Source organism: Kitasatospora sp. NPDC004240 (assembly GCF_053603215.1).
This window is the reverse complement of the sequence record NZ_JBSGFD010000054.1, coordinates 23,412-47,890: the sequence shown is the minus strand read 5'-3', so window position 1 is coordinate 47,890 and position 24,479 is coordinate 23,412. Positions and strand designations below refer to the sequence as shown.

Annotated in this window: 21 protein-coding genes and 2 tRNA genes; 6 read left to right on the top strand and 17 right to left on the bottom strand. The window is 71.4% G+C overall.

Annotated elements, in window-relative coordinates:
* The 5 genes from mreC to folC form a co-directional block, all read right to left on the bottom strand.
* The coding region (gene mreC / locus ACWEQL_RS17065; RefSeq protein ID WP_452151053.1) for a rod shape-determining protein MreC at positions 1-891 on the bottom strand (891 nt) is incomplete at its 3' end.
* Positions 892-997: 106 nt separating this feature from the next.
* Positions 998-2,023: a rod shape-determining protein gene (locus tag ACWEQL_RS17060; protein WP_452151055.1), complete on the bottom strand. Its 1,026-nt coding sequence runs from the start codon at positions 2,021-2,023 to the stop codon at positions 998-1,000.
* Positions 2,024-2,330: 307 nt separating this feature from the next.
* Entirely contained in the window at positions 2,331-2,744 is a 414-nt protein-coding gene (ndk, locus tag ACWEQL_RS17055) for a nucleoside-diphosphate kinase (RefSeq protein ID WP_452151052.1), read from the bottom strand.
* 130 nt (positions 2,745-2,874) lie between these two features.
* Positions 2,875-3,219: a DUF4233 domain-containing protein gene (locus ACWEQL_RS17050; RefSeq protein WP_452151051.1), complete on the bottom strand. Its 345-nt coding sequence runs from the start codon at positions 3,217-3,219 to the stop codon at positions 2,875-2,877.
* Between the two features lie 2 nt (positions 3,220-3,221).
* A complete protein-coding gene (gene folC, locus ACWEQL_RS17045; protein ID WP_452151050.1) occupies positions 3,222-4,622 on the bottom strand; it encodes a bifunctional tetrahydrofolate synthase/dihydrofolate synthase in 1,401 nt (466 codons plus the stop codon).
* 554 nt (positions 4,623-5,176) lie between these two features.
* Here folC and ACWEQL_RS17040 point away from each other — a divergent pair.
* Positions 5,177-6,712, top strand: a complete 1,536-nt coding sequence (locus tag ACWEQL_RS17040; protein ID WP_452151049.1) for a chitinase — start codon at positions 5,177-5,179, stop codon at positions 6,710-6,712.
* A gap of 13 nt (positions 6,713-6,725) precedes the next feature.
* Here ACWEQL_RS17040 and ACWEQL_RS17035 read toward each other — a convergent pair whose 3' ends face one another.
* Together ACWEQL_RS17035 and ACWEQL_RS17030 are read right to left on the bottom strand one after the other, a co-directional pair.
* Positions 6,726-7,271, bottom strand: a complete 546-nt coding sequence (locus tag ACWEQL_RS17035) for a hypothetical protein (protein WP_452151048.1) — start codon at positions 7,269-7,271, stop codon at positions 6,726-6,728.
* A gap of 271 nt (positions 7,272-7,542) precedes the next feature.
* The gene (locus ACWEQL_RS17030) at positions 7,543-10,182 is read right to left on the bottom strand and encodes a valine--tRNA ligase (protein WP_452151047.1); all 2,640 of its coding nucleotides are present in this window, start codon (positions 10,180-10,182) and stop codon (positions 7,543-7,545) included.
* A gap of 187 nt (positions 10,183-10,369) precedes the next feature.
* Here ACWEQL_RS17030 and ACWEQL_RS17025 point away from each other — a divergent pair, with 187 nt between their 5' ends.
* Both ACWEQL_RS17025 and ACWEQL_RS17020 read left to right on the top strand, forming a co-directional pair.
* Positions 10,370-11,206: a hypothetical protein gene (locus ACWEQL_RS17025; protein ID WP_452151046.1), complete on the top strand. Its 837-nt coding sequence runs from the start codon at positions 10,370-10,372 to the stop codon at positions 11,204-11,206.
* Between the two features lie 140 nt (positions 11,207-11,346).
* Entirely contained in the window at positions 11,347-12,147 is an 801-nt protein-coding gene (locus ACWEQL_RS17020) for a hypothetical protein (RefSeq protein ID WP_452151045.1), read from the top strand.
* Positions 12,148-12,309: 162 nt separating this feature from the next.
* Here the strand turns inward: ACWEQL_RS17020 and clpX are convergent, their stop codons facing one another.
* The 5 genes from clpX to ACWEQL_RS16995 all read right to left on the bottom strand — a co-directional run bounded on the left by clpX (position 12,310) and on the right by ACWEQL_RS16995 (position 17,300).
* Positions 12,310-13,599 carry an ATP-dependent Clp protease ATP-binding subunit ClpX gene (gene clpX / locus ACWEQL_RS17015; protein ID WP_452151044.1) on the bottom strand — a complete coding sequence of 430 codons (1,290 nt, stop codon included), beginning with the start codon at positions 13,597-13,599 and terminating at the stop codon, positions 12,310-12,312.
* A gap of 248 nt (positions 13,600-13,847) precedes the next feature.
* A complete protein-coding gene (locus ACWEQL_RS17010) occupies positions 13,848-14,510 on the bottom strand; it encodes an ATP-dependent Clp protease proteolytic subunit (RefSeq protein ID WP_452151043.1) in 663 nt (220 codons plus the stop codon).
* A 56-nt stretch (positions 14,511-14,566) separates the two neighbouring features.
* Positions 14,567-15,184 (bottom strand): ATP-dependent Clp protease proteolytic subunit, encoded by a 618-nt coding sequence (locus ACWEQL_RS17005; protein ID WP_380360698.1) that lies wholly within the window; start codon positions 15,182-15,184, stop codon positions 14,567-14,569.
* A 287-nt stretch (positions 15,185-15,471) separates the two neighbouring features.
* The gene (tig, locus tag ACWEQL_RS17000) at positions 15,472-16,887 is read right to left on the bottom strand and encodes a trigger factor (RefSeq protein WP_452151042.1); all 1,416 of its coding nucleotides are present in this window, start codon (positions 16,885-16,887) and stop codon (positions 15,472-15,474) included.
* A 339-nt stretch (positions 16,888-17,226) separates the two neighbouring features.
* Positions 17,227-17,300, bottom strand: a tRNA-Pro gene (locus tag ACWEQL_RS16995).
* A gap of 176 nt (positions 17,301-17,476) precedes the next feature.
* Between ACWEQL_RS16995 and ACWEQL_RS16990 the strand changes: the two genes are divergently transcribed.
* Positions 17,477-17,547 (top strand) — tRNA-Gly (locus tag ACWEQL_RS16990).
* 151 nt (positions 17,548-17,698) lie between these two features.
* Here the strand turns inward: ACWEQL_RS16990 and ACWEQL_RS16985 are convergent.
* Positions 17,699-18,235, bottom strand: coding sequence for a DUF6197 family protein (locus ACWEQL_RS16985; RefSeq protein WP_452151041.1), 537 nt, complete (start codon positions 18,233-18,235; stop codon positions 17,699-17,701).
* 178 nt (positions 18,236-18,413) lie between these two features.
* Here ACWEQL_RS16985 and ACWEQL_RS16980 point away from each other — a divergent pair, with 178 nt between their 5' ends.
* Positions 18,414-19,205 (top strand): DUF6348 family protein, encoded by a 792-nt coding sequence (locus ACWEQL_RS16980; protein ID WP_452151040.1) that lies wholly within the window; start codon positions 18,414-18,416, stop codon positions 19,203-19,205.
* 45 nt (positions 19,206-19,250) lie between these two features.
* On the opposite strand, the gene ACWEQL_RS16975 is transcribed toward ACWEQL_RS16980, so the two are convergent.
* From ACWEQL_RS16975 to ACWEQL_RS16960, 4 genes are all read right to left on the bottom strand, one after another.
* Complete coding sequence (locus ACWEQL_RS16975) at positions 19,251-19,445, bottom strand: hypothetical protein (RefSeq protein WP_452151039.1); 195 nt, start codon at positions 19,443-19,445, stop codon at positions 19,251-19,253.
* A 579-nt stretch (positions 19,446-20,024) separates the two neighbouring features.
* Positions 20,025-21,254, bottom strand: coding sequence for a PP2C family protein-serine/threonine phosphatase (locus tag ACWEQL_RS16970; RefSeq protein ID WP_452151038.1), 1,230 nt, complete (start codon positions 21,252-21,254; stop codon positions 20,025-20,027).
* Between the two features lie 261 nt (positions 21,255-21,515).
* Positions 21,516-22,004: a ribose-5-phosphate isomerase gene (locus ACWEQL_RS16965; protein ID WP_452151037.1), complete on the bottom strand. Its 489-nt coding sequence runs from the start codon at positions 22,002-22,004 to the stop codon at positions 21,516-21,518.
* A 57-nt stretch (positions 22,005-22,061) separates the two neighbouring features.
* Entirely contained in the window at positions 22,062-22,658 is a 597-nt protein-coding gene (locus ACWEQL_RS16960; protein WP_452151036.1) for a biotin transporter BioY, read from the bottom strand.
* A gap of 288 nt (positions 22,659-22,946) precedes the next feature.
* Between ACWEQL_RS16960 and ACWEQL_RS16955 the strand changes: the two genes are divergently transcribed.
* Complete coding sequence (locus tag ACWEQL_RS16955) at positions 22,947-24,368, top strand: amino acid permease (RefSeq protein ID WP_452151035.1); 1,422 nt, start codon at positions 22,947-22,949, stop codon at positions 24,366-24,368.
* Positions 24,369-24,479: the final 111 nt, after the last annotated feature.

The window sequence follows — 24,479 nt, the reverse complement described above, 5'->3', positions numbered from 1 at the left end:
CGGGGCGGCGGGTGCGGCCGGGGCCGCGGGCGTGGCCGGCGGCAGGACGGCGTCGCGGGGGTCGGTGCGCGGCGGGACGACCACCACGCCGACCAGGTCGAGCCGGGTGAACTGGACGAAGGGCTCGACCAGGATGGTCTTGGTGAGCTGTCCGGGGGTGGCCTCGACCTCGACGACCTTGCCGACCGGCACGCCGGGGACGAACGGGCGGCCGCTCTGCGAGCCGAAGGTGACCAGCCGGTCCCCGGCCTTGACCTGGGCCTTCCCGTTGAGCAGCGAGACCTTCATGGCGCTGGTGCCCTGGCCGGCGGCGAAGCCGATCTCCCCGCTGCCCTCCAGCCGGGCGCCGGCGGTGAAGCCGGGGTCGGAGGCGAGCAGCACGGTGGCGGTGGTGGGCGCGACGGTGGTGATCCGGCCGACCAGGCCCTGGCCGTTGATCACGGTCATGTCGCGGGTGAGGCCGTCGTCGCTGCCGGCGTCGACGGTGATGGTCCAGGAGAAGCCCTGGGCCGGGCCGATCGCGATGACCTGCGCGGCCTTGACGGTGTAGCCGCCGGCGCCGGCGGTGCGCAGCATCTCGTCGAGCTGCTTGGTCCGTCCGCCGGCCGCGTCGGTGGAGGCGAGCCGCTGGCGCAGCTCGGTGTTCTCCTTGGCGAGCTGGTCGGTGCGGCCGCTGTGGGTGGCGGCGTCACGGAAGGCGCGGACGGTGTCGGCGACCGGGTCGACGGCGGTGGCGGCGGCGCGCTCGACCGGTCCGAGCACCTCGGCGGCGGCGCGGCGGGCCCCGCCGAGCGGGGAGGTCTCACCGCCCTTGATGTCGACGGTGATCAGGGCGAAGGCGACGGCCACCAGCAGGATGAGCAGCAGCCGGCTCTCTCGTGTGTCCCTCACGGTGCTGGTACTGCCCCTTCGTACCTGGCCGCCCACCCCGGGCCGTGGGCCCCGGGTGAGGACCGTTCAGTTGCGTTCGGTCGGACGTGACTGGCTGTCGGTGGTGCTAGCGGCGCGGCTGGGCGTCGAGTACCTGCTGGAGCGCCTCGAACTCCTCGACGCACTTGCCGGAGCCGAGGGCCACGGAGTCGAGCGGGTTCTCGGCGATGTGGATGGGCATGCCGGTCTCGCGGCGCAGCCGCTCGTCGAGGCCGCGCAGCAGGGCGCCGCCGCCGGTGAGCACGATGCCGCGGTCCATGACGTCGCCGGCGAGCTCCGGCGGGCACTGGTCGAGGGTGGTCTTGACCGCGTCGATGATGGAGTTGACCGGCTCGTCGATGGCCGCGCGGACCTCGGCGGCGGAGATGACCACGGTCTTGGGCAGGCCGGAGACCAGGTCGCGGCCGCGGATCTCGGCGTGCTCGTCCTTCTCGCCCTCCAGGGCGAAGGCGGAGCCGATGCTCATCTTGATCTGCTCGGCGCTGCGCTCGCCGAGGAGCAGCGAGTACTCCTTCTTGATGTGCTGGACGATGGCGTTGTCCAGCTCGTCGCCGGCGACCCGGATGGACTGCGCGGTGACGATGCCGCCGAGGGAGATCACGGCGACCTCGGTGGTGCCGCCGCCGATGTCGACCACCATGTTGCCGGTGGCCTCGTGGACGGGCAGGCCGGCGCCGATCGCGGCGGCCATCGGCTCCTCGATGATGTGCACCTGCCGGGCGCCGGCCTGCGAGGAGGCCTCGATCACGGCGCGGCGCTCGACGCCGGTGATGCCGGAGGGCACGCAGACCACGACCCGGGGGCGGGCGAGGTAGCGACGGCGGTGGATCTTGAGGATGAAGTAGCGGAGCATCCGCTCGGTGATCTCGAAGTCGGCGATCACGCCGTCCTTGAGCGGGCGGATGGCGACGATGTTGCCCGGGGTGCGGCCGATCATCTTCTTGGCCTCGGCGCCCACGGCGAGGATCCCGCCGGTGTTGGTGTTCACGGCCACGACGGACGGCTCGTTGAGGACGATGCCCTTGCCCCTGACGTACACCAGCGTGTTGGCAGTTCCGAGGTCGATGGCCAGGTCGCGGCCGATGAACGACAGGTTGCTCGCCATGGGGTGTAGTGCCTTCCCGGGCTCGGAGTCATTGCGGGGGGTGGACGACAGGCGCACGCTCACTGCTCGGTGTGCGGACACCGGCTGAGCGGCCGTACCGGGCCCGTGAGTTGTGCCCATCGTAGCCACGCCGGTCAGTACGGACGTCGACGTGGGGCATGCCGTCCATTGTCCGGGGCGTGATCGCTTCTCGGAGCATTGGGACGCCGTGTCGGCGACCCTAGTTCCTTATTTCACGATAAGAATGCCCCGGCCGGGCCAACCGTCCCGACCGGGGTATTCCTTCACGCTTCTTTCACGCGTGCGAGGGGAAGAAGATCTTGATCTCGCGCTCGGCGGAGGCCTCGGAGTCGGAGGCGTGGATCAGGTTCTCGCGGGTGATGGTGGCGTAGTCGCCGCGGATGGTGCCGGCGCCGGCCTCCAGCGGGTTGGTCGCGCCCGCCAGCATGCGGATCCCGGCGATGACCTCCTCGCCCTCGACGATCAGCGCGATGGAGGGACCGGAGGTCATGAACTCCAGCAGCGGCTCGTAGAACGGGCGGCCGACGTGCTCCGCGTAGTGCTGCTCCAGCGTCGCCCGGTCGAAGGTGCGGAGCTCGACGGCGGTGAGCCGCCAGCCGGCCTTGCGCTCGATGCGGCTGATGATCTCGCCGGCCAGGCCGCGCTTGACGGCGTCGGGCTTGAGCAGGACGAGAGTGCGCTGGGACACGGTGCGTCTCCTGGGAAAATCGGTTCGGCGCGCACGCGGTCCGACGTGCGGCGTGCGACTACCCCCAGAGGTTACCTTGCGTGAGCAGCCCGGACACCAGCCCGGGCCACCCTCGCGAACCGGCCCCGGATCAGGCCCCGGCGACCTGCGCGGCGGCCCGCGCGGCCTTCATCTCGTCGACCTTGCGGCCGTAGTGCACCGAGCACCACCACAGCCCGGCGAAGACCACGCCGAGGCCGAACATGGTCGGCAGTACGAAGCCACTGGCGATCAGTCCGACCTGCAGCGCCCAGCCGACCGCCACCGCGCCGGGGCGGGTGATGAAGCCGCAGAGCAGCACGCACAGCGTCATGGCGACGCCGGTCACCGTCCAGAGGGTGGCCGTCGGCACGTCCGAGAGCTGCATCGCGACCAGGGCCGCGAACAGCATCAGGAGCGCCTCGCCGATCAGCGTCGAGGAACAGAGCTGCCTCATGATCACTTCCTCCCGAGCAGCAGGCGCGCCTCGCCCACCGTGATGACCGAACCCGTGACCAGCACACCGGCGCCGCCGAGGTCGCCCTCCTCCTCGGCGAGGGTGACGGCGGCCGCGATGGCGTCGTCCAGGCGCGGCTCGACCTGCACCCGGTCCTCGCCGAACACCTCGACGGCGAGCGCGGCCAGCGCGTCCACGTCCATCGCGCGGTGGGTGGAGTTCTGGGTGATGACCACCTCGGCGAGGACCGGCTCGAAGGCCTCCAGCAGCCCGGCCACGTCCTTGTCACCGCTGGTGCCGATCACGCCGACCAGCCGGCTGAAGCCGAAGGACTCGCCGATCGCGGCGACGGTCGCCCGCGCGCCGTGCGGGTTGTGCGCGGCGTCCAGGATGATCGTGGGGCTGCGGCGGACGACCTCCAGGCGGCCCGGCGAGGAGACGCCGGAGAACGCCTGGCGGATCTTGTCCGCGTCCAGCTGCCCGCCACGCGCGCCGCCCACGCCGAAGAACGCCTCGACGGCGGCCAGCGCGAGGGCCGCGTTGTGCGCCTGGTGGGCGCCGTGCAGCGGGATGAAGACGTCCTCGTACTCCTCGCCGCCGAGCCCCCGCAGCGTCATCACCTGTCCGCCGACGGCGACCTCACGGCGGATCACGCCGAACTCCATGCCCTCGCGGGCCACCGTGGCGTCCACCTCGACCGCCCGCTTGAGGATGGTCTGCGCGGCGTCCAGCTGCTGCTGGGCGACCACGGCCACCGCGCCCGGCTTGATGATGCCGGACTTCTCGACGGCGATCTCGCCGGTGGTCTCCCCCAGCTTGTCGGTGTGGTCCAGGCCGATCGGGGTGATCACGGCGACGGCGGCGTCGATGACGTTGGTGGCGTCCCAGGAGCCGCCCATGCCGACCTCGACCACGGCCACGTCCACCGGGGCGTCGGCGAAGGCCGCGTACGCCATGCCGGTCAGCACCTCGAAGAAGGACATGGCCACCGGCTGCCCCTCGTCGACCATCCGCACGTAGGGCTCGATGTCGCGGTAGGTCTCGACGAAGCGCTCGACGCTGATCGGGGCGCCGTCCAGGCTGATCCGCTCGGTGACGCTCTCCACATGGGGGCTGGTGTAGCGGCCGGTGCGCAGCTCGAAGGTGTTGAGCAGCTGCTCGACCATCCGCGCCGTGGAGGTCTTGCCGTTGGTGCCGGTGATGTGGATGGAGGGGAAGGACCGCTGGGGCTGGCCCAGGATGTCCATCAGCGCCTCGATCCGGTCGAGCGAGGGCTCCAGCTTGTTCTCCGGCCAGCGCTCGGCGAGCTCCAGCTCGACGTCGCGCAGCGGGTCACCGGACTCGTCGACGGCGGGGTCGGCGGGGCGGGTGGTGTAGGGGTTCGGGTCGGCCTTGTCGCTCACGACCACAGTCTACGGAGCCCGCGGCCCCCGTCCTCACGGGGTGAGAACCACCACTTTGACCGTAATGGGTGATTTTCCATGCCTGCCATTGATTATGCAAGCTTGGTCCTGATTTAGGCATCGATTCGCACCATCAGTGGACGCAAGACCTTCGAATCACCAGGGATACCTTCGGTCTCGACCCGCTGCGCATCGCCGGGCCCGCCGGCCACGGCGAGCTCCCGGACCCCCGGGCCCAGCCGGCCCGTCGGCGAGTGACCGGGCCGCCACCCCCGGCCCGCACGGCGGCGGCCCGACCTCCGCACGGCAACGGCCCGACCTCCGCACGGATCACCCGGCCGACCTCCCGGATCGCCGGGCCGGCCGGCGACGCAACCTGGGGCCCTGGGCGCCAGGCCCTCTTGACAGCCGGATTGGTCTACTCCACCTTGTGAGGCAAGTCTCCTTCCCCGACAGGGACTTGAGTTGTCGGTAGCTCCCGCACGCCTACTCATCGACACCCGGACGGCTCGCCCCCACATGAGCCGCCGGCCTCCCCCACAGGAGATGGAGCCATGCCACCTGCCCGACACCGGCGCTCGCGCGCCGTGCACTCCCTGCTCGCCGGGGCCAGCGCCCTCGCGATCGGCCTCAGCGGACTGGTCATCGCGTCCAGTGCCTCAGGCGCCGTCACCGCCGCGGACGTCGAACTCGTCACCAACGGCGGCTTCGAGAACTCCGACCGGCTCTCCGGCTGGACCTGCGGCTCGGCCACCGCGGAGACCACCACCGTCCACTCCGGCTCGGGGGCGCTGCGCTCGTTCCCCGGCGCCGGCAGCACCGGCGAGTGTTCGCAGACCGTCACCGTGAAGCCCAACTCGACGTACACGCTGAGCGCCTGGGTACAGGGCTCGTACGTCTACCTCGGGGCCCGGGTCACCGGCGGGGCCGCCCCGAGCACCTGGACCAACGCGGCCGGCTGGACGAAGCTGACCACCACCTTCACCACCGGCGCGAGCGCCACCACCGCCACCGTCTACCTGCACGGCTGGTACGGCCAGCCGTCGTTCCTGGCCGACGACGTGTCACTGGTCGGGCCCGGCGACCCCAAGCCCTCCCCCACCGTCACCACGCCCACCCCCACCGGCACGGTGAGCCCGACCCCGACCGACACCGGCACGCCGACGCCCACCGACACCCCGACCGACCGGCCCGGTCTGCCCAAGCACCTCCTCACCGGCTACTGGCAGAACTTCGACAACGGCGCCACCGTGCAACGGATCAAGGACGTCCCCGCGGCGTACGACATCATCGCGGTCTCCTTCGCCGAGACCACCACCTCGCCCGGGGCCCTGGCCTTCGCGCTGGACGGCACCCTCTCCAGCCGGCTCGGCGGCTACACCGAGGCACAGTTCAAGGCCGACATCGCGGCCAAGCGGGCGGCCGGCAAGAAGGTGATCCTCTCCGTCGGCGGCCAGAACGGCACCGTCCAGGTGAACAGCGCCACCTCGGCCGCCAACTTCGCCAACTCGGCCTGGTCGCTGATGCAGACCTACGGCTTCGACGGGGTCGACATCGACCTGGAGAACGGCATCAACGCCACCTACATGGGCCAGGCGCTGCACTCGCTGGCGGCGAAGGCGGGCAAGGGCTTCGTGCTCACCATGGCGCCGCAGACCATCGACATGCAGTCGACCGGGATGGAGTACTTCAAGCTGGCGCTGAACGTGAAGGACATCCTCACCATCGTCAACATGCAGTACTACAACTCCGGCGCCATGCTGGGCTGCGACGGCCAGGTCTACTCCCAGGGCAGCGTCAACTTCCTCACCGCGCTGGCCTGCATCCAGCTCAAGGGCGGGCTGCGGCCCGACCAGGTGGGCCTCGGCGTGCCGGCCTCCACCAGTGCGGCGGGCGGCGGCTATGTCAGCCCCTCCGTGGTCAACAGCGCGCTGGACTGCCTGGCCACCGGTACCAACTGCGGCTCCTTCAAGCCCGACACCAAGTGGCCCGGCATCGGCGGCGCGATGACCTGGTCGACCAACTGGGACGCCAAGGCGGGCGGCGGCATCGCCAACACCGTCGGCTCCCACCTGCACGCGATGCCCTAGCTCCACCAGGGCGTCACACCCCCGCCCGGGCCTCCGGGATCCCGGCGGGGGTGTCCGGGCAGCGGTCGCCGCAGTGGCGGCGGCGCAGCTCGGCCACGATCTCGGCGACCTCGCCCTCCGGCAGCAGCGGCAGCATCATCGCCACGCCCTGGAGCAGGCCGCCGACCAGGAAGGTGGTGTCGGCGGTCGCGGTGACCAGGTCGCGCACCGTCGACACCTCGCCGGCCGCCACCGCCTCGATCAGCCGGGCCGCGTCGGCGCTGTCCTCGTCGATGAGGACCCCCGAGGTGTCCTCCGGGGCCCGCCGGGCCATCGCGCGCAGTACCCGGTCGCCGACCTCCGGCGCGTACGCCTTGCGGACCGCCTCGGCGGCGATCCAGGTCAGCAGGGTGGTCACCTCGCGCCCGGCCTGCTCGTCGAGGAGGCGGTCCAGCGCGTCGTCGAAGGCGAGCTGGTTGCCGTGCCGGAAGGCCAGCAGCAGGGTCGCCGCCCGGGCCTTCGCCTCCTCGACAGCCTCGGTGGGAAGTTCGTCGGCCAACTCCTCGGTCGCCACCACCACGCCATGCCCTCCCGTCGGTCGCCGACTCAGCGGAACTCCTGCACACCGTACACATCCGACCTGCGAACTTATGGGAACCCGCCCGCACAAGACCCGAATGAATTCGGGCGGAATAGGTCTTCACACGGTCCAGGATGAATATTCGCCGGAACAGAGCAATGCCCGGAGTAATCCCGCGGGGAAACGGGCACCGGCCCGGACGGCGCCGGAAAGCCCCGGGGGCCGCATCCCGCGCGTGCGGGATGCGGCCCCCGGGGGGAGCGTCGGCGGGTCAGCCCTGCGGCAGCGCGGCCAGCTGCGCGGTGATCCGGGCGATGTCGGCCTCGGCGGCCTCCTGACGCGTACGGATCTTGGCGACCACGTCGTCCGGCGCTTTGGCGAGGAACGCCTCGTTGCCGAGCTTGGCGGTGGTCTGGGCCTTCTCCTTCTCGGCGGCCGCGAGGTCCTTGGCGAGGCGCTTGCGCTCCGCCGCGACGTCGATGGCACCGGAGAGGTCCAGCGCCACGGTGGCGCCGGCGACCGGCAGCGAGGCGGTGGCCGAGAAACCCTCCTCGGGCGCGGTCAGCCGCAGCAGCGAGCGGATCGCGTCCTCGTGGACGGCCAGCGCGGTGCCGTCCAGGTCCAGGCGCGCCGGGACCTTCTGGGTGGGCTTGAGGCCCTGGTCCGAACGGAACCGGCGGACCTCGGTCACCACCTGCTGGAGCGCGGCGATCTCGGCCTCGGCCCCGGCGTCGCGGTAGCCGGTGTCCTGCGGCCAGTCGGCGATGACCACCGACTCGGCGCCGGTGAGCGTGGTCCACAGGGTGTCGGTGACGAACGGCACGATCGGGTGCAGCAGCCGCAGCGTGACGTCCAGGACCTCGCCGAGCACCCGGCGCGCCGCGTCGGCCTGCGGGCCGCCCTTGGCCAGCGTGGTCTTGGAGAGCTCGACGTACCAGTCGAAGACCTCGTCCCACGCGAAGTGGTAGAGGGCCTCGGAGAGCTTCGAGAACTGGTAGTCCTCGTAGTACGCGTCGACCTCGGCGACCGTGCTGTTCAGGCGCGACAGGATCCAGCGGTCGGCCGCGGTCAGCTCCTCCGGCGCGGGCAGCGGGCCCTCGACGGTGGCGCCGTTCATCAGCGCGAAGCGGGTCGCGTTCCAGATCTTGTTGGCGAAGTTGCGGGCCGCCTGGACCCAGTCCTCGCCGATCGGGACGTCGACGCCCGGGTTGGCACCGCGCGCCAGCGTGAAGCGGAGCGCGTCGGAGCCGTACTTGTCCATCCAGTCCAGCGGGTTGACCACGTTGCCGAAGGACTTCGACATCTTCTTGCCGTTCTGGTCACGGACCATGCCGTGCAGCGCGATGGTGTGGAACGGCGGGGTGCCGTCCATCGCGTAGAGGCCGAACATCATCATCCGGGCGACCCAGAAGAAGAGGATGTCGTAGCCGGTGACCAGGACGGAGTTCGGGTAGAACTTCGCCAGGCTCTCGGTCCGCTCCGGCCACCCCAGGGTGGAGAACGGCCACAGGCCCGAGGAGAACCAGGTGTCCAGGACGTCCGTGTCCTGGTGCCAGCCCTCGCCGGCCGGCGGCTGCTCGTCCGGGCCGACGCAGACGACCTGGCCCTCGGGGCCGTACCAGACCGGGATCCGGTGGCCCCACCACAGCTGGCGCGAGATGCACCAGTCGTGCAGGTTGTCGACCCAGTCGAAGTAGCGCTTCTCCATCTCCTGCGGGTGGATCTTCACCCGGCCGTCGCGGACCGCGTCACCGGCGGCCTGCGCGAGCGGGCCGACCTTGACCCACCACTGCATGGACAGCCGCGGCTCGATGGTGGTCTTGCAGCGCGAGCAGTGGCCGACCGAGTGGACGTACGGCCGCTTCTCGGCGACGATCCGGCCCTCGGCGCGCAGCGCGCCCACGATGGCCGAGCGGGCCTCCAGCCGGTCCAGGCCGAGGAAGGGGCCGTGCGCCGTGATGACGGCGTGCTCGTCCATCACCGCGATGGAGGGCAGGCCGTGGCGCTGGCCGATCTCGAAGTCGTTCGGGTCGTGGGCCGGCGTCACCTTGACGGCGCCGGTGCCGAACTCCGGGTCGACGTGCTCGTCCGCGACGACCGGGATCTCGCGGTCGGTCAGCGGCAGCTTGATGGTGCGGCCGATCAGGTGCCGGTAGCGCTCGTCCTCGGGGTGGACGGCCACCGCGGTGTCGCCCAGCATCGTCTCGGCGCGCGTGGTGGCGACGACGATGGAGTCCTCGCCCTCGCCGTAGCGGATCGAGACCAGCTCGCCGTCGTCGTCCTGGTACTCCACCTCGATGTCCGAGATGGCGGTCAGGCAGCGCGGGCACCAGTTGATGATGCGCTCGGCGCGGTAGATCAGCTCGTCGTCGTAGAGCTTCTTGAAGATGGTCTGGACGGCCTGGGAGAGGCCCTCGTCCATGGTGAAGCGCTCGCGGGACCAGTCCACGCCGTCGCCCAGGCGGCGCATCTGACCGGAGATCTGCCCGCCGGACTCGGCCTTCCACTGCCAGACCCGCTCGACGAAGGCCTCGCGGCCGAGGTCGTGGCGGGACTTGCCCTCCTTGGCCAGCTCGCGCTCGACGACGTTCTGGGTCGCGATGCCGGCGTGGTCCATGCCGGGCTGCCACAGCGCCTCGTACCCCTGCATCCGCTTGCGGCGGACCAGGGCGTCGATCAGCGTGTGCTCGAAGGCGTGGCCCAGGTGGAGGCTGCCCGTGACGTTCGGCGGGGGGATGACGATGGTGTACGGCGGCTTGTCGCTCTTCGCGTCGGCGGCGAAGTAGCCACGCTCCACCCAGCGCTCGTACAGCTCGCCCTCTACCTCGGCCGGGGCGTAGGTCGTCGGGAGGGTGGCTGCGTCGTCCCCGGCGGAGTTTCTCGCGGGGCGCTGGTTCGTCGTGTCGGTCACGACGCACAGTTTACGTAACGGGGGGCGCTGGTTACGAACCGCTTTCGGTGTGCGGTGTCCGACGCACCGGCCGGGCGCGTCGTCGGCCGGGTGCGGTACCGTGCCCCGACGCTCGTCCGGAAGTTCGTACGGGCACGGACGATTCCACACCACAGGCCGCGGGTGCGGCGGGGGAGCACGAACGCATATGTACGGTCAGGGACAGCAGTACCCGCAGGGTCAGCCGCAGCAGCCCTACGGCGCTCCTCAGCCACCCTACGGGGCGCCGCCGCAGTACGGCCAGCCCCAGCAGCCGCCGGTTCCCCCGCAGGCCGGTCCCCCGCAGTACGGCGCGCCGCAGCCGCAGTACGGCTACCCGCCCCAGCAGCCCGGTGCCGTGCAGGTCGGCTACGGCGCGCCCGGCTACCCGCCGGCGCCCCCGAAGAAGAGCCAGACCGGCCTGGTGATCGGCCTCGTGGTCGGCGCCCTGGTCCTGGCCGGCGGCGGCTTCGGCATCTACAAGCTGGTCTCCGGCGCCGACGACGCGGCCCCCGGCACGTACAAGATCGGCGCGCCGCAGACCCTGCCCGGCGGCTACACCCTCGCCGACACCGACGAGGACCCGGTCTCCGAGTCTGAGGCCGCCAAGGACGGCATGGGCAGCAACCTCACCGAGGTGTCCAGCACCTACAACGACCCCGAGACCAACAAGGCCAGCCTCAAGGTCAGCGGCGAGTACGGCAACGTGGCCGACCCCGACACGGTCATGCAGAAGATCAAGGAAAAGGCCAACGAGCCGTCCAGCTCCGGCAAGGCCCCCGTCTGGCAGAGCCCGCTGCGCGACTACGACGCCAAGGACCCGCACGACAGCAAGGCCCGGCTGGCCTGCGGCGTGATGCAGGTCTCCAGCGCGGCCGCGACCGTCTGCTACTGGGCCGACCACTCCACCCACGGCGCGATGGTGTTCAAGACCCAGGGCCTCACGCCCGACGCCGCCGCCGCCAAGGTGCGCGAGCTGCGCGACGCCACGCTCGTCAAGAAGTAGCACCCGGGCGGGGCCGCGCCACGCGACCGCGCACCACCGAACGACGAAGAGACGCACCACCCGCGGCACGCCCGGCCACCACCACGCGCCCCGCCGCGTACGCCTGCCTGCCCGCACGCCTCCGAAAGGGAGAGCCAGCCTTGTCCGAGCAGAACCCCTACGGCACCACGCCGCCCGCCGGCCAGCCGTACGGCACCGCCCAGCCCCCCGGGTACGGCCCGGCCCAGGGCGCCGCCGCCCCGCAGTACGGCGCGGTGCCCCCGCAGGCCCAGCCGGCCGGGTACCCGGGCGCCCCGGTGGGCGGCCAGCCGGGCTACCCCGGCTACGGCGCCTACGCGCCCGTGCCGCCGCGCAAGTCCCGCAAGACGCTGTGGATCCTGCTCGGCTGCCTGGCCGGCGTGATCGCGCTGATCGGCGGCCTGCTGGCGTACTTCTACTACGACGTGACCTCCGACGCCGGCACCCACAAGATCGTCCTGCCCGCCAAGTACAAGGACCTGACCAAGGACGACAACAACCCGATCGCCAAGCAGCTCCAGTCGACCCTGACCAGCGAGTTCGGCAAGGGCGACGGCTCCTGGAACCCGACCGGCGTCAGCGCGGTCTACCAGGACAGCAACGAAGAGCCCCAGGTGATCGTCGCCGGTGCCTACGGCAAGGTCCTGTTCCCCAAGCAGGAGCTGGACACCATGTGGAAGGGCATGAACAGCGAGGGCACCACGGTCTCCGGCAAGCGCCAGATGGACCCGGGCCCGATGGGCGGCACCCTGGAGTGCGCCAAGGCCGAGAGCAGCGGCGTCGAGTTCGGCGTCTGCGCCTGGGCCGACAAGAGCAGCCTGGTCATGGTGATGAAGACCGAGGACAGCGGCAAGGCGCCCGACCTCGACAAGCTCGCCGGCGAGACCCGTGAGCTGCGCGCCGTCGCCGAGGTCCCGCAGTAACGGCCGGGCCCAGGACGCGCCGCCACCGGACGACCCGGCACCGGACGACCCGGCAGACACCGGCCCGGCAGCGGTCCTGAGGAACGGCAGCGGTCTGAGGAACGGCAGCGGCCCCCGCACCTACCCGAGGTGCGGGGGCCGTTCGCATGTCGTGCGGGCCGGTCAGGCGCTCTTGTCGCGCCGCTCACGCTTGATCATGTCGCGCGGGACCAGCGTCGGGATCGCGTGCTTGGAGACCACGTCCCCGGTGACCACCACGCGGGCGACGTCCTGACGCGAGGGCACCTCGTACATCACGGACATCAGCACCTCCTCCATGATGGCCCGCAGCCCGCGCGCGCCGGTACCGCGCAGGATCGCCTGGTCGGCGATCGCCTCCAGCGCGTCGCGGGAGAACTCCAGCTCCACGCCGTCCAGCTCGAAGAGCTTGCGGTACTGCTTGACCAGCGCGTTCTTCGGCTCGGTGAGGATCTGCAGGAGCGCCTCGCGGTCCAGGTTGTGCACGCTGGTGATCACGGGGAGGCGGCCGATGAACTCCGGGATCATGCCGAACTTGACCAGGTCCTCCGGCATCACCTGACGGAAGTGGTCGCTGGCGTCCGACTCCCGCTTGGAGCGGATGTTGGCGCCGAAGCCGATGCCCTTGGCACCCGCGCGGCCCTCGATGATCCGCTCCAGGCCGGCGAACGCGCCACCCACGATGAACAGCACGTTGGTGGTGTCGATCTGGATGAACTCCTGGTGGGGGTGCTTGCGCCCGCCCTGCGGCGGCACCGAGGCGGTGGTGCCCTCCAGGATCTTCAGCAGCGCCTGCTGCACGCCCTCGCCGGAGACGTCCCGGGTGATCGACGGGTTCTCGCTCTTGCGGGCGACCTTGTCGATCTCGTCGATGTAGATGATCCCGGTCTCGGCCTTCTTGACGTCGTAGTCGGCCGCCTGGATCAGCTTGAGCAGGATGTTCTCGACGTCCTCGCCGACGTAGCCCGCCTCGGTCAGCGCGGTGGCGTCCGCGATGGCGAACGGCACGTTCAGCATCCGGGCCAGCGTCTGCGCCAGCAGCGTCTTGCCGGAGCCGGTGGGGCCCAGCAGCAGGATGTTGGACTTCGCGAGCTCGATCGCGTCGTCACGGCCGTTGCCGCCGCTGCGGCCGGCCTCGCCCGCCTGCACGCGCTTGTAGTGGTTGTAGACGGCCACCGACAGCGCCTTCTTGGCGAGGTCCTGGCCGACCACGTACTGGTCCAGGAACTCGTAGATCTCGCGCGGCTTCGGAAGCTCCTCGAAACGCACCTCGGAGGTCTCGGCGAGCTCCTCCTCGATGATCTCGTTGCACAGGTCGATGCACTCGTCGCAGATGTACACGCCTGGGCCGGCGATCAGCTTCTTCACCTGCTTCTGGGACTTGCCGCAGAACGAGCACTTGAGCAGGTCGCCACCGTCTCCGATGCGTGCCACGAGGTGCTTCCCCTTCGCCAGGGGCCCCGCGGGGGTTCCGGGGCCTGGTGCTGTGGACCGTCAACGCCGTACGGCGATCGGTCTCGCTATCCGACGGTACTCTGCCGGGCCCCTGATTCCGTCCTCTTCGCCGGGTCTGCCCTACGCCCTGGGCGAATTGATACCGAACAGATGCCGTCGGCGCTGCCGCACGGGTGCCGCGGGGCGGGACGCGCGGTGTGGCGCGCCCCGCCCCGCGGGTGCCGGCCTCAGGAGGTCAGCGAGGACTTGCGGGTCGAGATGATCTGGTCGATCAGGCCGTACTCGGCGGCCTCCTCGGCGGTGAGGATCTTGTCACGCTCGATGTCGTCGCGCACCTGCTCCACCGACTTGTTGGAGTGCTTGGAGAGCATCTCCTCCAGCTGCTCGCGCATCCGGAAGATCTCCTTGGCCTGGATCTCCAGGTCGGACACCTGGCCCCGGCCGGTCTCGGTGTACGGCTGGTGGATCAGGATGCGGGCGTTCGGCAGGGCCATCCGCTTGCCGGGGGTGCCGGCGGCGAGCAGCACGGCCGCCGCCGAGGCCGCCTGGCCCATGCAGACGGTGGTGATGTCCGGCTTGACGTACTGCATGGTGTCGTAGATGGCCGTCAGGGCCGTGAACGAGCCACCGGGCGAGTTGATGTACATCTGGATCTCGCGGTCCGGGTCCATCGACTCCAGGCACAGCAGCTGCGCCATGATGTCGTTGGCCGACACGTCGTCCACCTGCGAGCCGAGGAAGATGATGCGCTCCTCGAACAGCTTGGCGTACGGGTCGTACTCGCGGATGCCCTGCGAGGTGCGCTCGACGAAGCGCGGGACGATGTAGCGGCCCTCGGCGCGCATGTCCTCGACGCGTGCCTTGGCGCTGGACAGGCTGGGGATGTTCATGGGGGTTCTTGTCCTCCGGAGCGTTGGGGCTGTGGTCTCGTGGGCCGGGCCGAGGCTCAGGCGCCCGTGCCGCCGCCGCCGGGGACGTCCGCGGCACTGTGCATGATCGCGTCGATGAGGCCGTACTCCAGGGCCTCCTCCGGGGTGAACCAGCGGTCGCGGTCGGAGTCGGAGGTGATCTGCTCGAAGGACTGGCCGCTGTGGAAGGCGATCAGCTCGGACATCCGCTTCTTGGTGCGCAGCAGCTGCTCCGCCTGGATGCGGATGTCGGTGGCCGAGCCGCCCAGGCCGGCCGAGGGCTGGTGCATCAGGATGTTGGCGTTCGGCAGCGAGAAGCGCTTGCCCTTGGCGCCCGCGGTCAGCAGGAACTGGCCCATCGAGGCCGCCATGCCCATCGCGATGGTCACGACGTCGTTCTTGATGTACTGCATGGTGTCGTAGATCGCCATGCCGGCCGAGATCGAGCCGCCCGGAGAGTTGATGTAGAGGAAGATGTCCTTGTCCGGGTCCGCGGCCAGCAGCAGCAGCTGAGCGGTGATCTTGTTCGCGATGTCGTCGTCGACCTGCTGGCCGAGGAAGATGATCCGCTCGTTGAGCAGCCGGTTGTAGACCTGGTCGCCCAGGCCGCCGAGCACGTCACCAGAGGCGGCGTGCGGCGCCATCGGGCCAGGCATCTGCATCTGCGGGAACGTCACTTAGCCACCTGCTCAGTCGATTTGGACGGTCGCTCCACGGCCGTCACGGTGTCGCACAGCTTCTGGGATATCACTGCCGTGATTGTTGCTGTCCAAGGACCCTAACGCGCAGGCCCGGCCGCAGAATCCCCCACGCAGAACTGTTCGCTGTCAGCGCAGGCTCCCGGCTCCGGCCGCGGGAACGCGGCACAGACGCCGGTGGGCCCGGACACCGCGTACGGCGTCCGGGCCCACCGGTCCGGCCCCTGTCGGGGCCTCCGGGGCGATCAGGCCTCGGTCTTCTCCTCGGAGACGGCCTCGGCGTCACCCTCGGCGGCGGCCTCGACGGCCTCGACGGTCTCGGCCGACTCGTCGGTCTCGTCGTCGTCGAAGTTGATCTCGTTGCCCTCGGTGTCGACGACCTTGGCGGCCTCGACCACGGTGGCCAGCGCCTTGCCGCGGGCGACCTCGCCGACCAGCAGCGGCACCTGGCCACCCTGGACGACCTGCTGCGCGAACTGGTCCGGGGTGAGGCCCGAGCCGGCGGCGCGGCGGATGAGGTGCTCGGTCAGCTCCTCCTGGTTAACACCCAGCTCCTCGTCGGCGACGATCTGGTCCAGGACGAACTGGGTCTTGATGCCCTTCTTCGCCTGCTCCTCGGTCTCCGCGAGGTACTCCTCCAGGGACTTGTCCTGGGTGGCCAGCCAGGCGTCGAGGTTCAGACCCATCGGCTCCAGCTGGTGGTGCTCCAGGTTGTGCTTGCGGGTCTCGATCTCGTCCTTGAGGAGCTTCTCCGGGTACTCGATCTCGACCAGGCCGAGCAGCGCGTCCAGCACCTTCTCCTGGGCCTGGGTGGCCTGGTCGTACTCCTTCATGCGCTCCAGGCGCTTGCGGGAGTCGCCGCGCAGGTCCTCCAGGGTGTCGAACTCGCTGGCCAGCTGGGCGAACTCGTCGTCCAGCTCCGGCAGCTCCTTCTCCTGGACGGCGGTGACGGTGACGGTGACCTCGGAGGTCTTGCCCGCCTGGGTGCCGCCCTTGAGCTCGGTGGTGAAGGTGGCGGTGCCACCGGCCTCCAGGCCGACGACGGCGTCGTCGATGCCGTCGATCAGACGGCCGGAGCCGATCTCGTAGCTGACGCCGGCGGCGGTGCCGTCCTCCGGCACCTCGCCGTCGACCTTGGCCTCGAGGTCGACGACCACGATGTCACCGGCGGCGGCGGCGCGCTCGACGTCCTTGACCGACGAGAAGCGCTCGCGCAGCTGCTCCAGCGACTTGTCGATGTCCTCGTCGGTGACGACGACCGGGTCGACGGTGACCTCGATGGACGAGAAGTCCGGCAGGGTGATCTCCGGACGGACGTCCACCTCGGCGGTGAACTTCAGGTCGCCACCGTCGACGAGGGTCTCGACGCCCTCGATGTTGGTGATGTCCGGCTGGCCGAGGACCTCGATCTTGCCCTCGTCGACGGCCTGCGAGTAGAAGCGCGGCAGGGCGTCGTTGACGGCCTCCTCCAGCACGGCGCCACGGCCGAAGCGCTGGTCGATGACACGGTTCGGGATCTTGCCCTTGCGGAAGCCCGGGACCGAGACCTGCTGGTTGATCTTCTTGTACGCCGCGTCGAGGCTGGGCTTGAGCTCCTCGAAGGGCACCTCGACGGTGAGTCGAACCCGGGTCGGGTTCAGAGTCTCGACGGCGCTCTTCACGGTTAGGTCTCCTATGGGCTTGCGGTCAGGTTGCCTCCGCCCTCTCCTGCGGCCGGGGCCGGGTCGGATCGGGCGAGACGGGCGATGGGCGGTTGGAGCTGCATCTCCCGTGGGGGGTGGACGGTGAGCGTGACTCCTCGCCCTCGTGCGGTCGACCTGGGTGGACGCCACAGGGACTACCGCCAGCGCCCCATCCTACCGGTACCACGAAAGGCCGACGCCAGGACGCCGCCGGGACGCCACCGCCGGGCCCGCGCGACGCCGTCCGGCGGACGCCCGGAACGCTCCCGGGAGAGACAGAACAGGGCCCCGCCGCATCGGCGAGACCCTGCCGCACTGTCGGGGTGACCGGATTCGAACCGACGGCCTTCCGCTCCCAAAGCGGACGCGCTACCAAACTGCGCCACACCCCGTGGTGCCGAGAGGAAGCGTACACGCCGGGCCCTGCCCGTTCGGCGACATATCCGGGGCGCTCCGGGGCGTGCGGGGCGGCCGGAAGCGCATACGGAAGTGAATGTGATGTGCACGCACCCGACCGGACCAGGTACGCTGTTCCCGACCTACCGACCGGCAGCGGCCGGAGGGTCACGCGGGCGTAGCTCAATGGTAGAGCCCTAGTCTTCCAAACTAGTCACGCGAGTTCGATTCTCGTCGCCCGCTCAGCACGTGCAGTCCGGCCCCGGAGCGATGCCCTCGCCCCGGGGCCGCTGCCGTTCCCGGACCCGTCGTCCAGGGCTCCGCGCCGGTCCGGAGTGCGGCCGTCCGGGGGACACCGCCCCCGCGCGGACGTCCCGCCGGCCGGGCGCGGGCGTCAGAGGCCGAGGCGCCGGGCGCGGGCCGCGGCCCGGTCCAGCAGCTGGTGCACGTCGCCCTGACGGGTGGTGGGACGGTCGTTGTACTCGTCCGGTGAGCTCGCCGGCCGCCCGGTCGCGTGCAGCACCTCCATCACCTGGACCCGCGCGGTGCGCACGGTCCCCTCCGTCCCGTACCCGTGCGCCAGGACGGCCGCCTGGGCGCCGAGCAGGCAGACCCGTCCGGCCGAGTCCCACATCGCGCCCTGCAGCCAGCCGGCGGCGGCGATGTAGCGGGAGGCGAGCCGCAGGTGGTCCGCCGCGGTGACCGGCACCGGACGGGCCGGACGGCGCAGCGCCCGCTCCAGCAGGGTGGCCCGGGGCCGCGGGTACCCGGCGTGCCAGGGCTGGGTGACCGAGCCCAGCGGGCAGACGTACGGGACCGGCGTGCGCGCCGGGGCGGGCAGGGCGGCCAGGTACTCCTCGATCTCGGCGACCAGCGTGGAGGCGTCCGGGGTGAACAGGGGCGGAGGGAGCGTCAGTCCGGTGCGCGGCATGGGGGTTCTCCTGGCGGTCGCCGACGGGTTGCCGCTACCCAAAATGGTGCATATGGGGCAATCCCGCGACCGGAGGAACGGAGCCCCGCGATCCGCGGCGGCGTCCCGGCGGTTTCCCGGCAGGGCCTCGGGCCGCTAGCCTCGACCGCGTTCGACGTCAGTTCGAGAGGAGTCCCCGGTGCGCCCCCAGGAGCGACTGGACGTCATACAGCGCTGCGTGGTCCGGGAGATGGCGCGCTTCGGGCAGGAGTTCACCGTCGACGGCGAGGTGGTCCGCGGGCCGGGGACCACCGCGGTGGCCGTCCGGGAGCACCCCGGCGACGACGGCGGCGCCGGTCACGTCGACCTCGGCTTCGTGCTGCGGCTGGGCCGGGCGGACGCGCCGGTGGTCTGGGACTGCGCGGCCGGGCTGGGCAAGACCGAGGAGGAGAAGCTCGCCAACGCCGTCCGGATGTGGGCGACCACGACCGCCTCGGCCCTGGTCGAGCTGCAGGGCGGCCACGGCGAGCACGGCGACCACCACGACCACCCCGAACTGCCCGGCTGGCACGCGGTGCAGGGCCCGGCGGCGGTCTTCGGGTTCGGCAACGAACGGCTGGCGGACTGGCTGACGGAGCACCAGGTGCTGCCGGCGCTGGCACCCGCGCTGCTGCCGGAGCTGGCGGGCCGGCCGCTCAACGGCGTGAAGCTGTTCCTGGGCGGCAAGGCCGGGGACGACGTCGCCGAGGTCAGGGTGAACGGCGAGGTGTCGGAGGCCGCGTCGGCGGCCCTGCGCGCACTGGACTGGCCGCGCGGTGAACGGCTCTGCTGGGCCCGGCTGTTCGCGGTGCTGACGGCGGAGGGCGTCCCGCCCGTACCCGTCGTCGCGGCCGTGGCGGCGGCCGCACCCGCCCCCGTGCCGCCCCTCGCGGCGCTCCGGCCGCGGGGACTGTTCAGCCGGTGGCGGCAGGCCCGGCGGGCCGACCGGTAGCACGCACCGTCGGCCCGGTTCCCCCGGTGTCGGTCGGGCGAAGGCTCAGCTGGTGATGCCGGAGATGCTGTTGGCCAGCTGGGTCAGGAAGTCCGCGATCGGCTTGGCCGCCGTGGTCTCGTGGAGCATGAAGCCGAACAGGGCGGCCAGGACGGCGTGGCCGACCTTCAGCTGCTTGTTGCGGATGAAGATCACGCAGATGATGCCGAACAGGACCAGCGCGGAGACGGAGAGTGCCACCCGGACTCACTTCCTCGTTTCATAGCGGGGCCCCGGCCGGAGCCCCCAGTGATAGCCGGACCCCGGCCTGTCCGACGGTCCCGAGGCGGAAGACAGGTCGAACACGCCAGGCCCGGAAGGGAAGTTCCGCGCGGCCCCGTGATGCCCGTCGCGCCGCACCCGCTGCCCCCCATCCCCCGAGTCCCGACCAGTCCCGCCCAGACTCAGTGTGGTCGACCGTGCCGGTTGCGTAAAGGTCTGACCGAAAGGCGACCGTCGACATCCCGTGCGTGGGACGAGTTTCCGCCGACCGAGACGATAGCGGAGGCCTGCTGACGAATCGTCGGCGGGGCACCGCTGAGCGGCCGGGAAACCCCCGGCCGACCGGACCGGAGGAGGGCGGTCCGCTCCGGTGGCGGCCGTCCGGAAATGGCCGAAGATCAGCACTCGGGGCTTGACAGTCCGCGCAGCTGCCCCTGGCATGTGCCAGATCGCGGGGCGGGCCCCGGCCGGCCCTGGTAGGGGCACGGCAGGGCGCGCGGGCAGGGGGCGGGTGGAGGTGCGGAGGTGCGCGAAGGAGCCGGCGGGCGCCGGGATCCGTCAGTCGCGCCAGAGCAGCAGGACGGCCCGGTCGTCGTTGATGTCCCGGGCGACCGTCTCGATCAACCGGCCGGCCGCACCGAGGCCGCTGCCCGGTCCGGCGCCGGGGACCAGCCGGTCGGCCTCGCCCATCAGCCGGTCCATGCCCTCGGAGAGGTCCCGGCCGGGCGCCTCCACCATGCCGTCGGTGCAGAGCATCAGCACGTCGCCGCGGCCGAGCCGGCCGCGGACGCCCTCGAACTTGGCGCCGTCGTAGATCCCGAGCAGCGGGCCCTCGGCCGCCTCCTTGACCTCCCAGCGACCGGCCCCGGCGAGGCGCTGCATGCCCGGCAGGTGGCCGGCCGACAGCAGCTCGTACTCGCCGGTGTCCAGGTCCAGCACCAGGTGGACGGCGGTGGCGAAGCCCTCCTCCCAGGACTGCCGGAGCAGGTAGCCGTTGGCGGCGGGCAGGAAGTCGTGCGCGGGCAGCGAGCCGAGCAGGCCGCCGAAGGCACCGGAGAGCAGCAGGGCGCGCGAGCCGGCGTCCATGCCCTTGCCGGAGACGTCCGCGAGGACCACCTCCAGCACCCGCTGGCCGGGGCCGGTGCGGGCGGCGACCACGAAGTCACCGGAGAAGGACTGCCCGCCGGCCGGGCGCAGCGCCATGTCGGCGTGCCAGCCCTCGGGCAGCGCGGGCACCCGGCTCTGCACCCGCAGCCGTTCGCGCAGGTCGAAGAGCATGGTGGAGCCTCCCCACCAGGGGACGCCGACCCGGCTGCGGAACTGGGCGAGCAGCAGGCCGCCGACCCCGGCCGCGCCGACCACCAGGGCGGCGCCGGGGGTGACCCCGTAGGTGTAGGCGTCCGGGTCGGCGCTGGCGACCCGCTGCCCGGTGTGGATCACGGACTCGGCGGACAGGCCCAGGGCGGCCAGCGCGTAGAGCACCACCAGGCTGCCGGGGCGCAGCAGCAGCGCGGCGGCCAGGATCGGCAGCACCAGCGAGGTCGGCGGGGCCCAGGCGGGGAACCAGATGTTGGCCAGGATGAGCAGCGGGACGAGCAGGGCGAGCACGCAGAGCACGGGCCAGTCGGCGGCGCCGCCGCGGAAGTAGTCGACGCCGGCGGTGCGCAGCCTTCGGCGGACCCGGCGCAGTCTCTTGCCCAGCCGGGCCGTCACGGGGTCCTTCACCGGGGCGGCGTCGGGCCTCGTCGCAGTCGTCCGGGGCGGTGTGCCCTGCGCTCTGCCAGCCATGGTGACCGACCATATCCAGCGTCGTGGGTCGTCGTCGACGGGCCGGACGTGGCCGGTCGGGGCGTGGCGCGGGCGCGTCAGCGGGTTTCGGCCGAATGGCACGGGGGCAGCCGGGGCGTCAGGAGGCGTGCGCCGGTTGGGCGTACCCGCGGCCGGCCGCGGCACGCGCCCCGCGCACCCCTCCGCCCACGCGCCCCCGGCGACGAACGGGCCCTGTGGCCGATGCCACAGGGCCCGTGGGGCCGGTCCGGGGGGTGGAGGTCAGCTCTCCTGCGGGTGGTGGGCCGGGATCGGCGGGAGCTCGCCGGTGGTCTCGTACTCGCTCAGCATGTCGATCCGGCGGGTGTGCCGCTCGTCACCGCTGTACGGGGTGTTGAGGAAGACCTCGACGAACTTGGTGGCCTCCTCCTGGCTGTGCATGCGGCCGCCGATGGAGATCACGTTGGCGTTGTTGTGCTCGCGGCCGAGCGCGGCGGTCTGCTCGCTCCAGGCCAGCGCGGCCCGCACGCCCTTCACCTTGTTGGCGGCGATCGCCTCGCCGTTGCCGGAGCCGCCGATCACGATGCCCAGCGCCTGCGCGTCGGCCGCGGTGCGCTCGGCGGCGCGCAGGCAGAACGGCGGGTAGTCGTCGAGGGCGTCGTAGATGTGCGGCCCGCAGTCGACCGGCTCGTGGCCGGCCTCCTTGAGCCACTCGACGAGGTGGTTCTTCAGTTCGTATCCGGCATGGTCGGAGCCCAGGTACACGCGCATGGGAGCAGTGTGGCACGTGCGTGCGCCCGGGCTCCGCAAGGGGGCCCCGCGGCCGGCTCAGCGGCGGCCGAGCAGCTTCCAGGCGAGCGGCAGGGCGCCGGCGGCGAGGACGGCCTTGAGGGTGTCGCCGACCAGGTAGGGGTAGAGGCCGAGCTCGGCGGCGCGGGCGAGCGGGACGTCGAGCGAGAACGCCAGGTAGGGCACCCCGACGGCGTAGATCGCGACGCTGCCGAGGACCATCGCGACCGCGGTGTCCAGCGGCTTGCGGTCGGCGCCGCGGCGGGCCAGCGCACCGGTGAGGCCGGCCGCCACGACGAAGCCGATGATGTAGCCGAGCGTGGGCATCGACCAGCCGGAGGTGGCGTGGGCGAACCACGGCAGGCCGGCCATGCCGGCCAGCAGGTAGAGGCCGAGCGAGGCGATGCCCCGGCGGGCGCCGAGCGCGGTGCCGACCAGCAGCACGGCGAAGGTCTGGCCGGTGACCGGGACGGGCGAGCCGGGGACGGGCAGCGCGAGCTGGGCGGCGAGGCCGGTGAGAACGGCGCCGCCGGCCACCAGGGCGAGGTCGCGGGCCTGGGCGCCGAGGCGGGTGCCGGCCGCGGGCAGCAGGTCGGCGAGCACGGCGCGGGCGGGGGTCGGGCTGGCAGTGGCCATCGGTTTTCTCCGCTTCCGGATGATCAATGAGGTGAACGGTTGTCAACCTACGCAAGGATCTGACGGTGCGCCGCCTTCGGATCCGACAACCCCCGAGGGCGGTCATTGTCGGATCCGACCGAGTCGATGACAGCTTTCAGTCTCAATGCGATCACTTTCGGTCATTGATCGGTCCGTATCGTGGGCCCGCGCGGAGATTTCTTGGCATGGGCGACGGAGTGCCCGGATATTGGGCGGCCTAGCCCGATATCCGAACGGGGATATCCAGACAGTCGGGATTCCACCCTCATGGCCCGTACCTCCGCGCCCTCGGCGCCCGGGACGACCTCCACCCCCACCCCCACCGACGGACCGCAGCAGCTCACGCACGGCCTCAAGCAGCGCCACCTGTCGATGATCGCCCTCGGCGGAGTGATCGGCGCCGGCCTGTTCGTGGGCTCCGGCGCGGGCATCGCGGCCGCCGGCCCGGCCATCGTGCTCACCTTCGTCCTCGCCGGCCTCCTGGTCATGCTGATCATGCGGATGCTGGGCGAGATGTCCGCCGCCCGTCCCGCCTCCGGCTCGTTCTCGGTGCACGCCGAGAAGGAGATCGGCACCTGGGCCGGCATCACGGCCGGCTGGATGTACTGGGTGATGCTCTGCTGCGGCGTCGCGGCCGAGGCCACCGCCGCGGGCAAGATCATGAACGGCTGGGTGCCCGGCGTCTCCGCCTGGGTCTGGGTCGGCCTCTTCATGGTCTTCTTCTGCGCCAGCAACCTGACCGCGGTGAAGAACTTCGGCGAGTTCGAGTTCTGGTTCGCCGCCGTCAAGGTCGCCGCGATCGTCGCCTTCCTGGTGATCGGCACCCTCGGCGTCACCGGCGTGCTCGGCGACGGCGCCCCCGGCACCACCAACCTCACCGGCCAGGGCGGCTTCCTGCCCAACGGCACCAGCGGCCTGATCGTCGGCCTGCTCGCCTCCGTGTTCGCGTACGGCGGTCTGGAGACCGTCACCATCGCCGCCGCCGAGTCCGACGACCCGCGCAGGAACGTCGCCAACGCGGTGCGCACCGCGGTCTGGCGGATCGCGATCTTCTACATCGGCTCGATGGTCCTGGTCGTCACCCTGGTCTCCTGGAAGGACCCGTCGGTCGCGACCAACGGCCCGTACGTGACCGTGCTCCAGCACCTGGGCATCCCGGGCGCGGACACCATCATGAAGGCGGTCGTGCTGATCGCCCTGCTCTCCGCGATGAACGCCAACATCTACGGTTCCTCCCGGATGGCGTACTCGCTGGTCTCCCGCGGCCAGGGCCCCAAGGCGCTGGCCAAGGTCTCCGGCGGCGTGCCGCGGCTGGCCGTGCTGGCCTCCTGCGTCTTCGGCTTCGGCGCGGTGCTGGCCGGCAAGTTCTGGCCCGACACCGTCTTCACCTGGCTGATGAACACCACCGGCGTCGCCATCCTGGTGGTCTGGCTGTTCATCTGCTTCGTCCAGCTGAAGATGCGCCGTCGCCTGGAGCGCGAGTCGCCCGAGCTGCTGACCGTGAAGATGTGGGGCTACCCGTACCTGACCTGGCTCGCCATGGCCGGTGTGGCCGGCATCCTCGCCCTGATGACCACCACCGAGGGCAACCGCGAGCAGCTGTACGCGGCCGCCGTGCTGATCGCCGCCCTGGTCACCGCGGGCCTGGTCAAGCAGAAGCGGGACGCGGCACGCGCCCTGAACGGCTGACCGGCCGCCGCGTGACGGCCGCGGAAGGCTGACCGCGGCCACCGCGCGCACGGCGAAGGGGCCCGGTACCGAGAACTCGGTACCGGGCCCCTTCGTCGTGCTCCGCCGCGC

Excerpts from the sequence above, each read along its gene's own strand:
- ACWEQL_RS17050 (WP_452151051.1), bottom strand. The coding sequence starts at position 3,219 with ATGAGGCAGCTCTGTTCCTCGACGCTGATCGGCGAGGCGCTCCTGATG.
- ACWEQL_RS17040 (WP_452151049.1), top strand. The coding sequence starts at position 5,177 with ATGCCACCTGCCCGACACCGGCGCTCGCGCGCCGTGCACTCCCTGCTC.
- ACWEQL_RS17025 (WP_452151046.1), top strand. The coding sequence starts at position 10,370 with ATGTACGGTCAGGGACAGCAGTACCCGCAGGGTCAGCCGCAGCAGCCC.
- ACWEQL_RS17010 (WP_452151043.1), bottom strand. The coding sequence starts at position 14,510 with ATGAACATCCCCAGCCTGTCCAGCGCCAAGGCACGCGTCGAGGACATG.
- ACWEQL_RS17005 (WP_380360698.1), bottom strand. The coding sequence starts at position 15,184 with ATGCCTGGCCCGATGGCGCCGCACGCCGCCTCTGGTGACGTGCTCGGC.
- ACWEQL_RS16985 (WP_452151041.1), bottom strand. The coding sequence starts at position 18,235 with ATGCCGCGCACCGGACTGACGCTCCCTCCGCCCCTGTTCACCCCGGAC.
- ACWEQL_RS16970 (WP_452151038.1), bottom strand. The coding sequence starts at position 21,254 with ATGGCTGGCAGAGCGCAGGGCACACCGCCCCGGACGACTGCGACGAGG.
- ACWEQL_RS16965 (WP_452151037.1), bottom strand. The coding sequence starts at position 22,004 with ATGCGCGTGTACCTGGGCTCCGACCATGCCGGATACGAACTGAAGAAC.
- ACWEQL_RS16960 (WP_452151036.1), bottom strand. The coding sequence starts at position 22,658 with ATGGCCACTGCCAGCCCGACCCCCGCCCGCGCCGTGCTCGCCGACCTG.
- ACWEQL_RS16955 (WP_452151035.1), top strand. The coding sequence starts at position 22,947 with ATGGCCCGTACCTCCGCGCCCTCGGCGCCCGGGACGACCTCCACCCCC.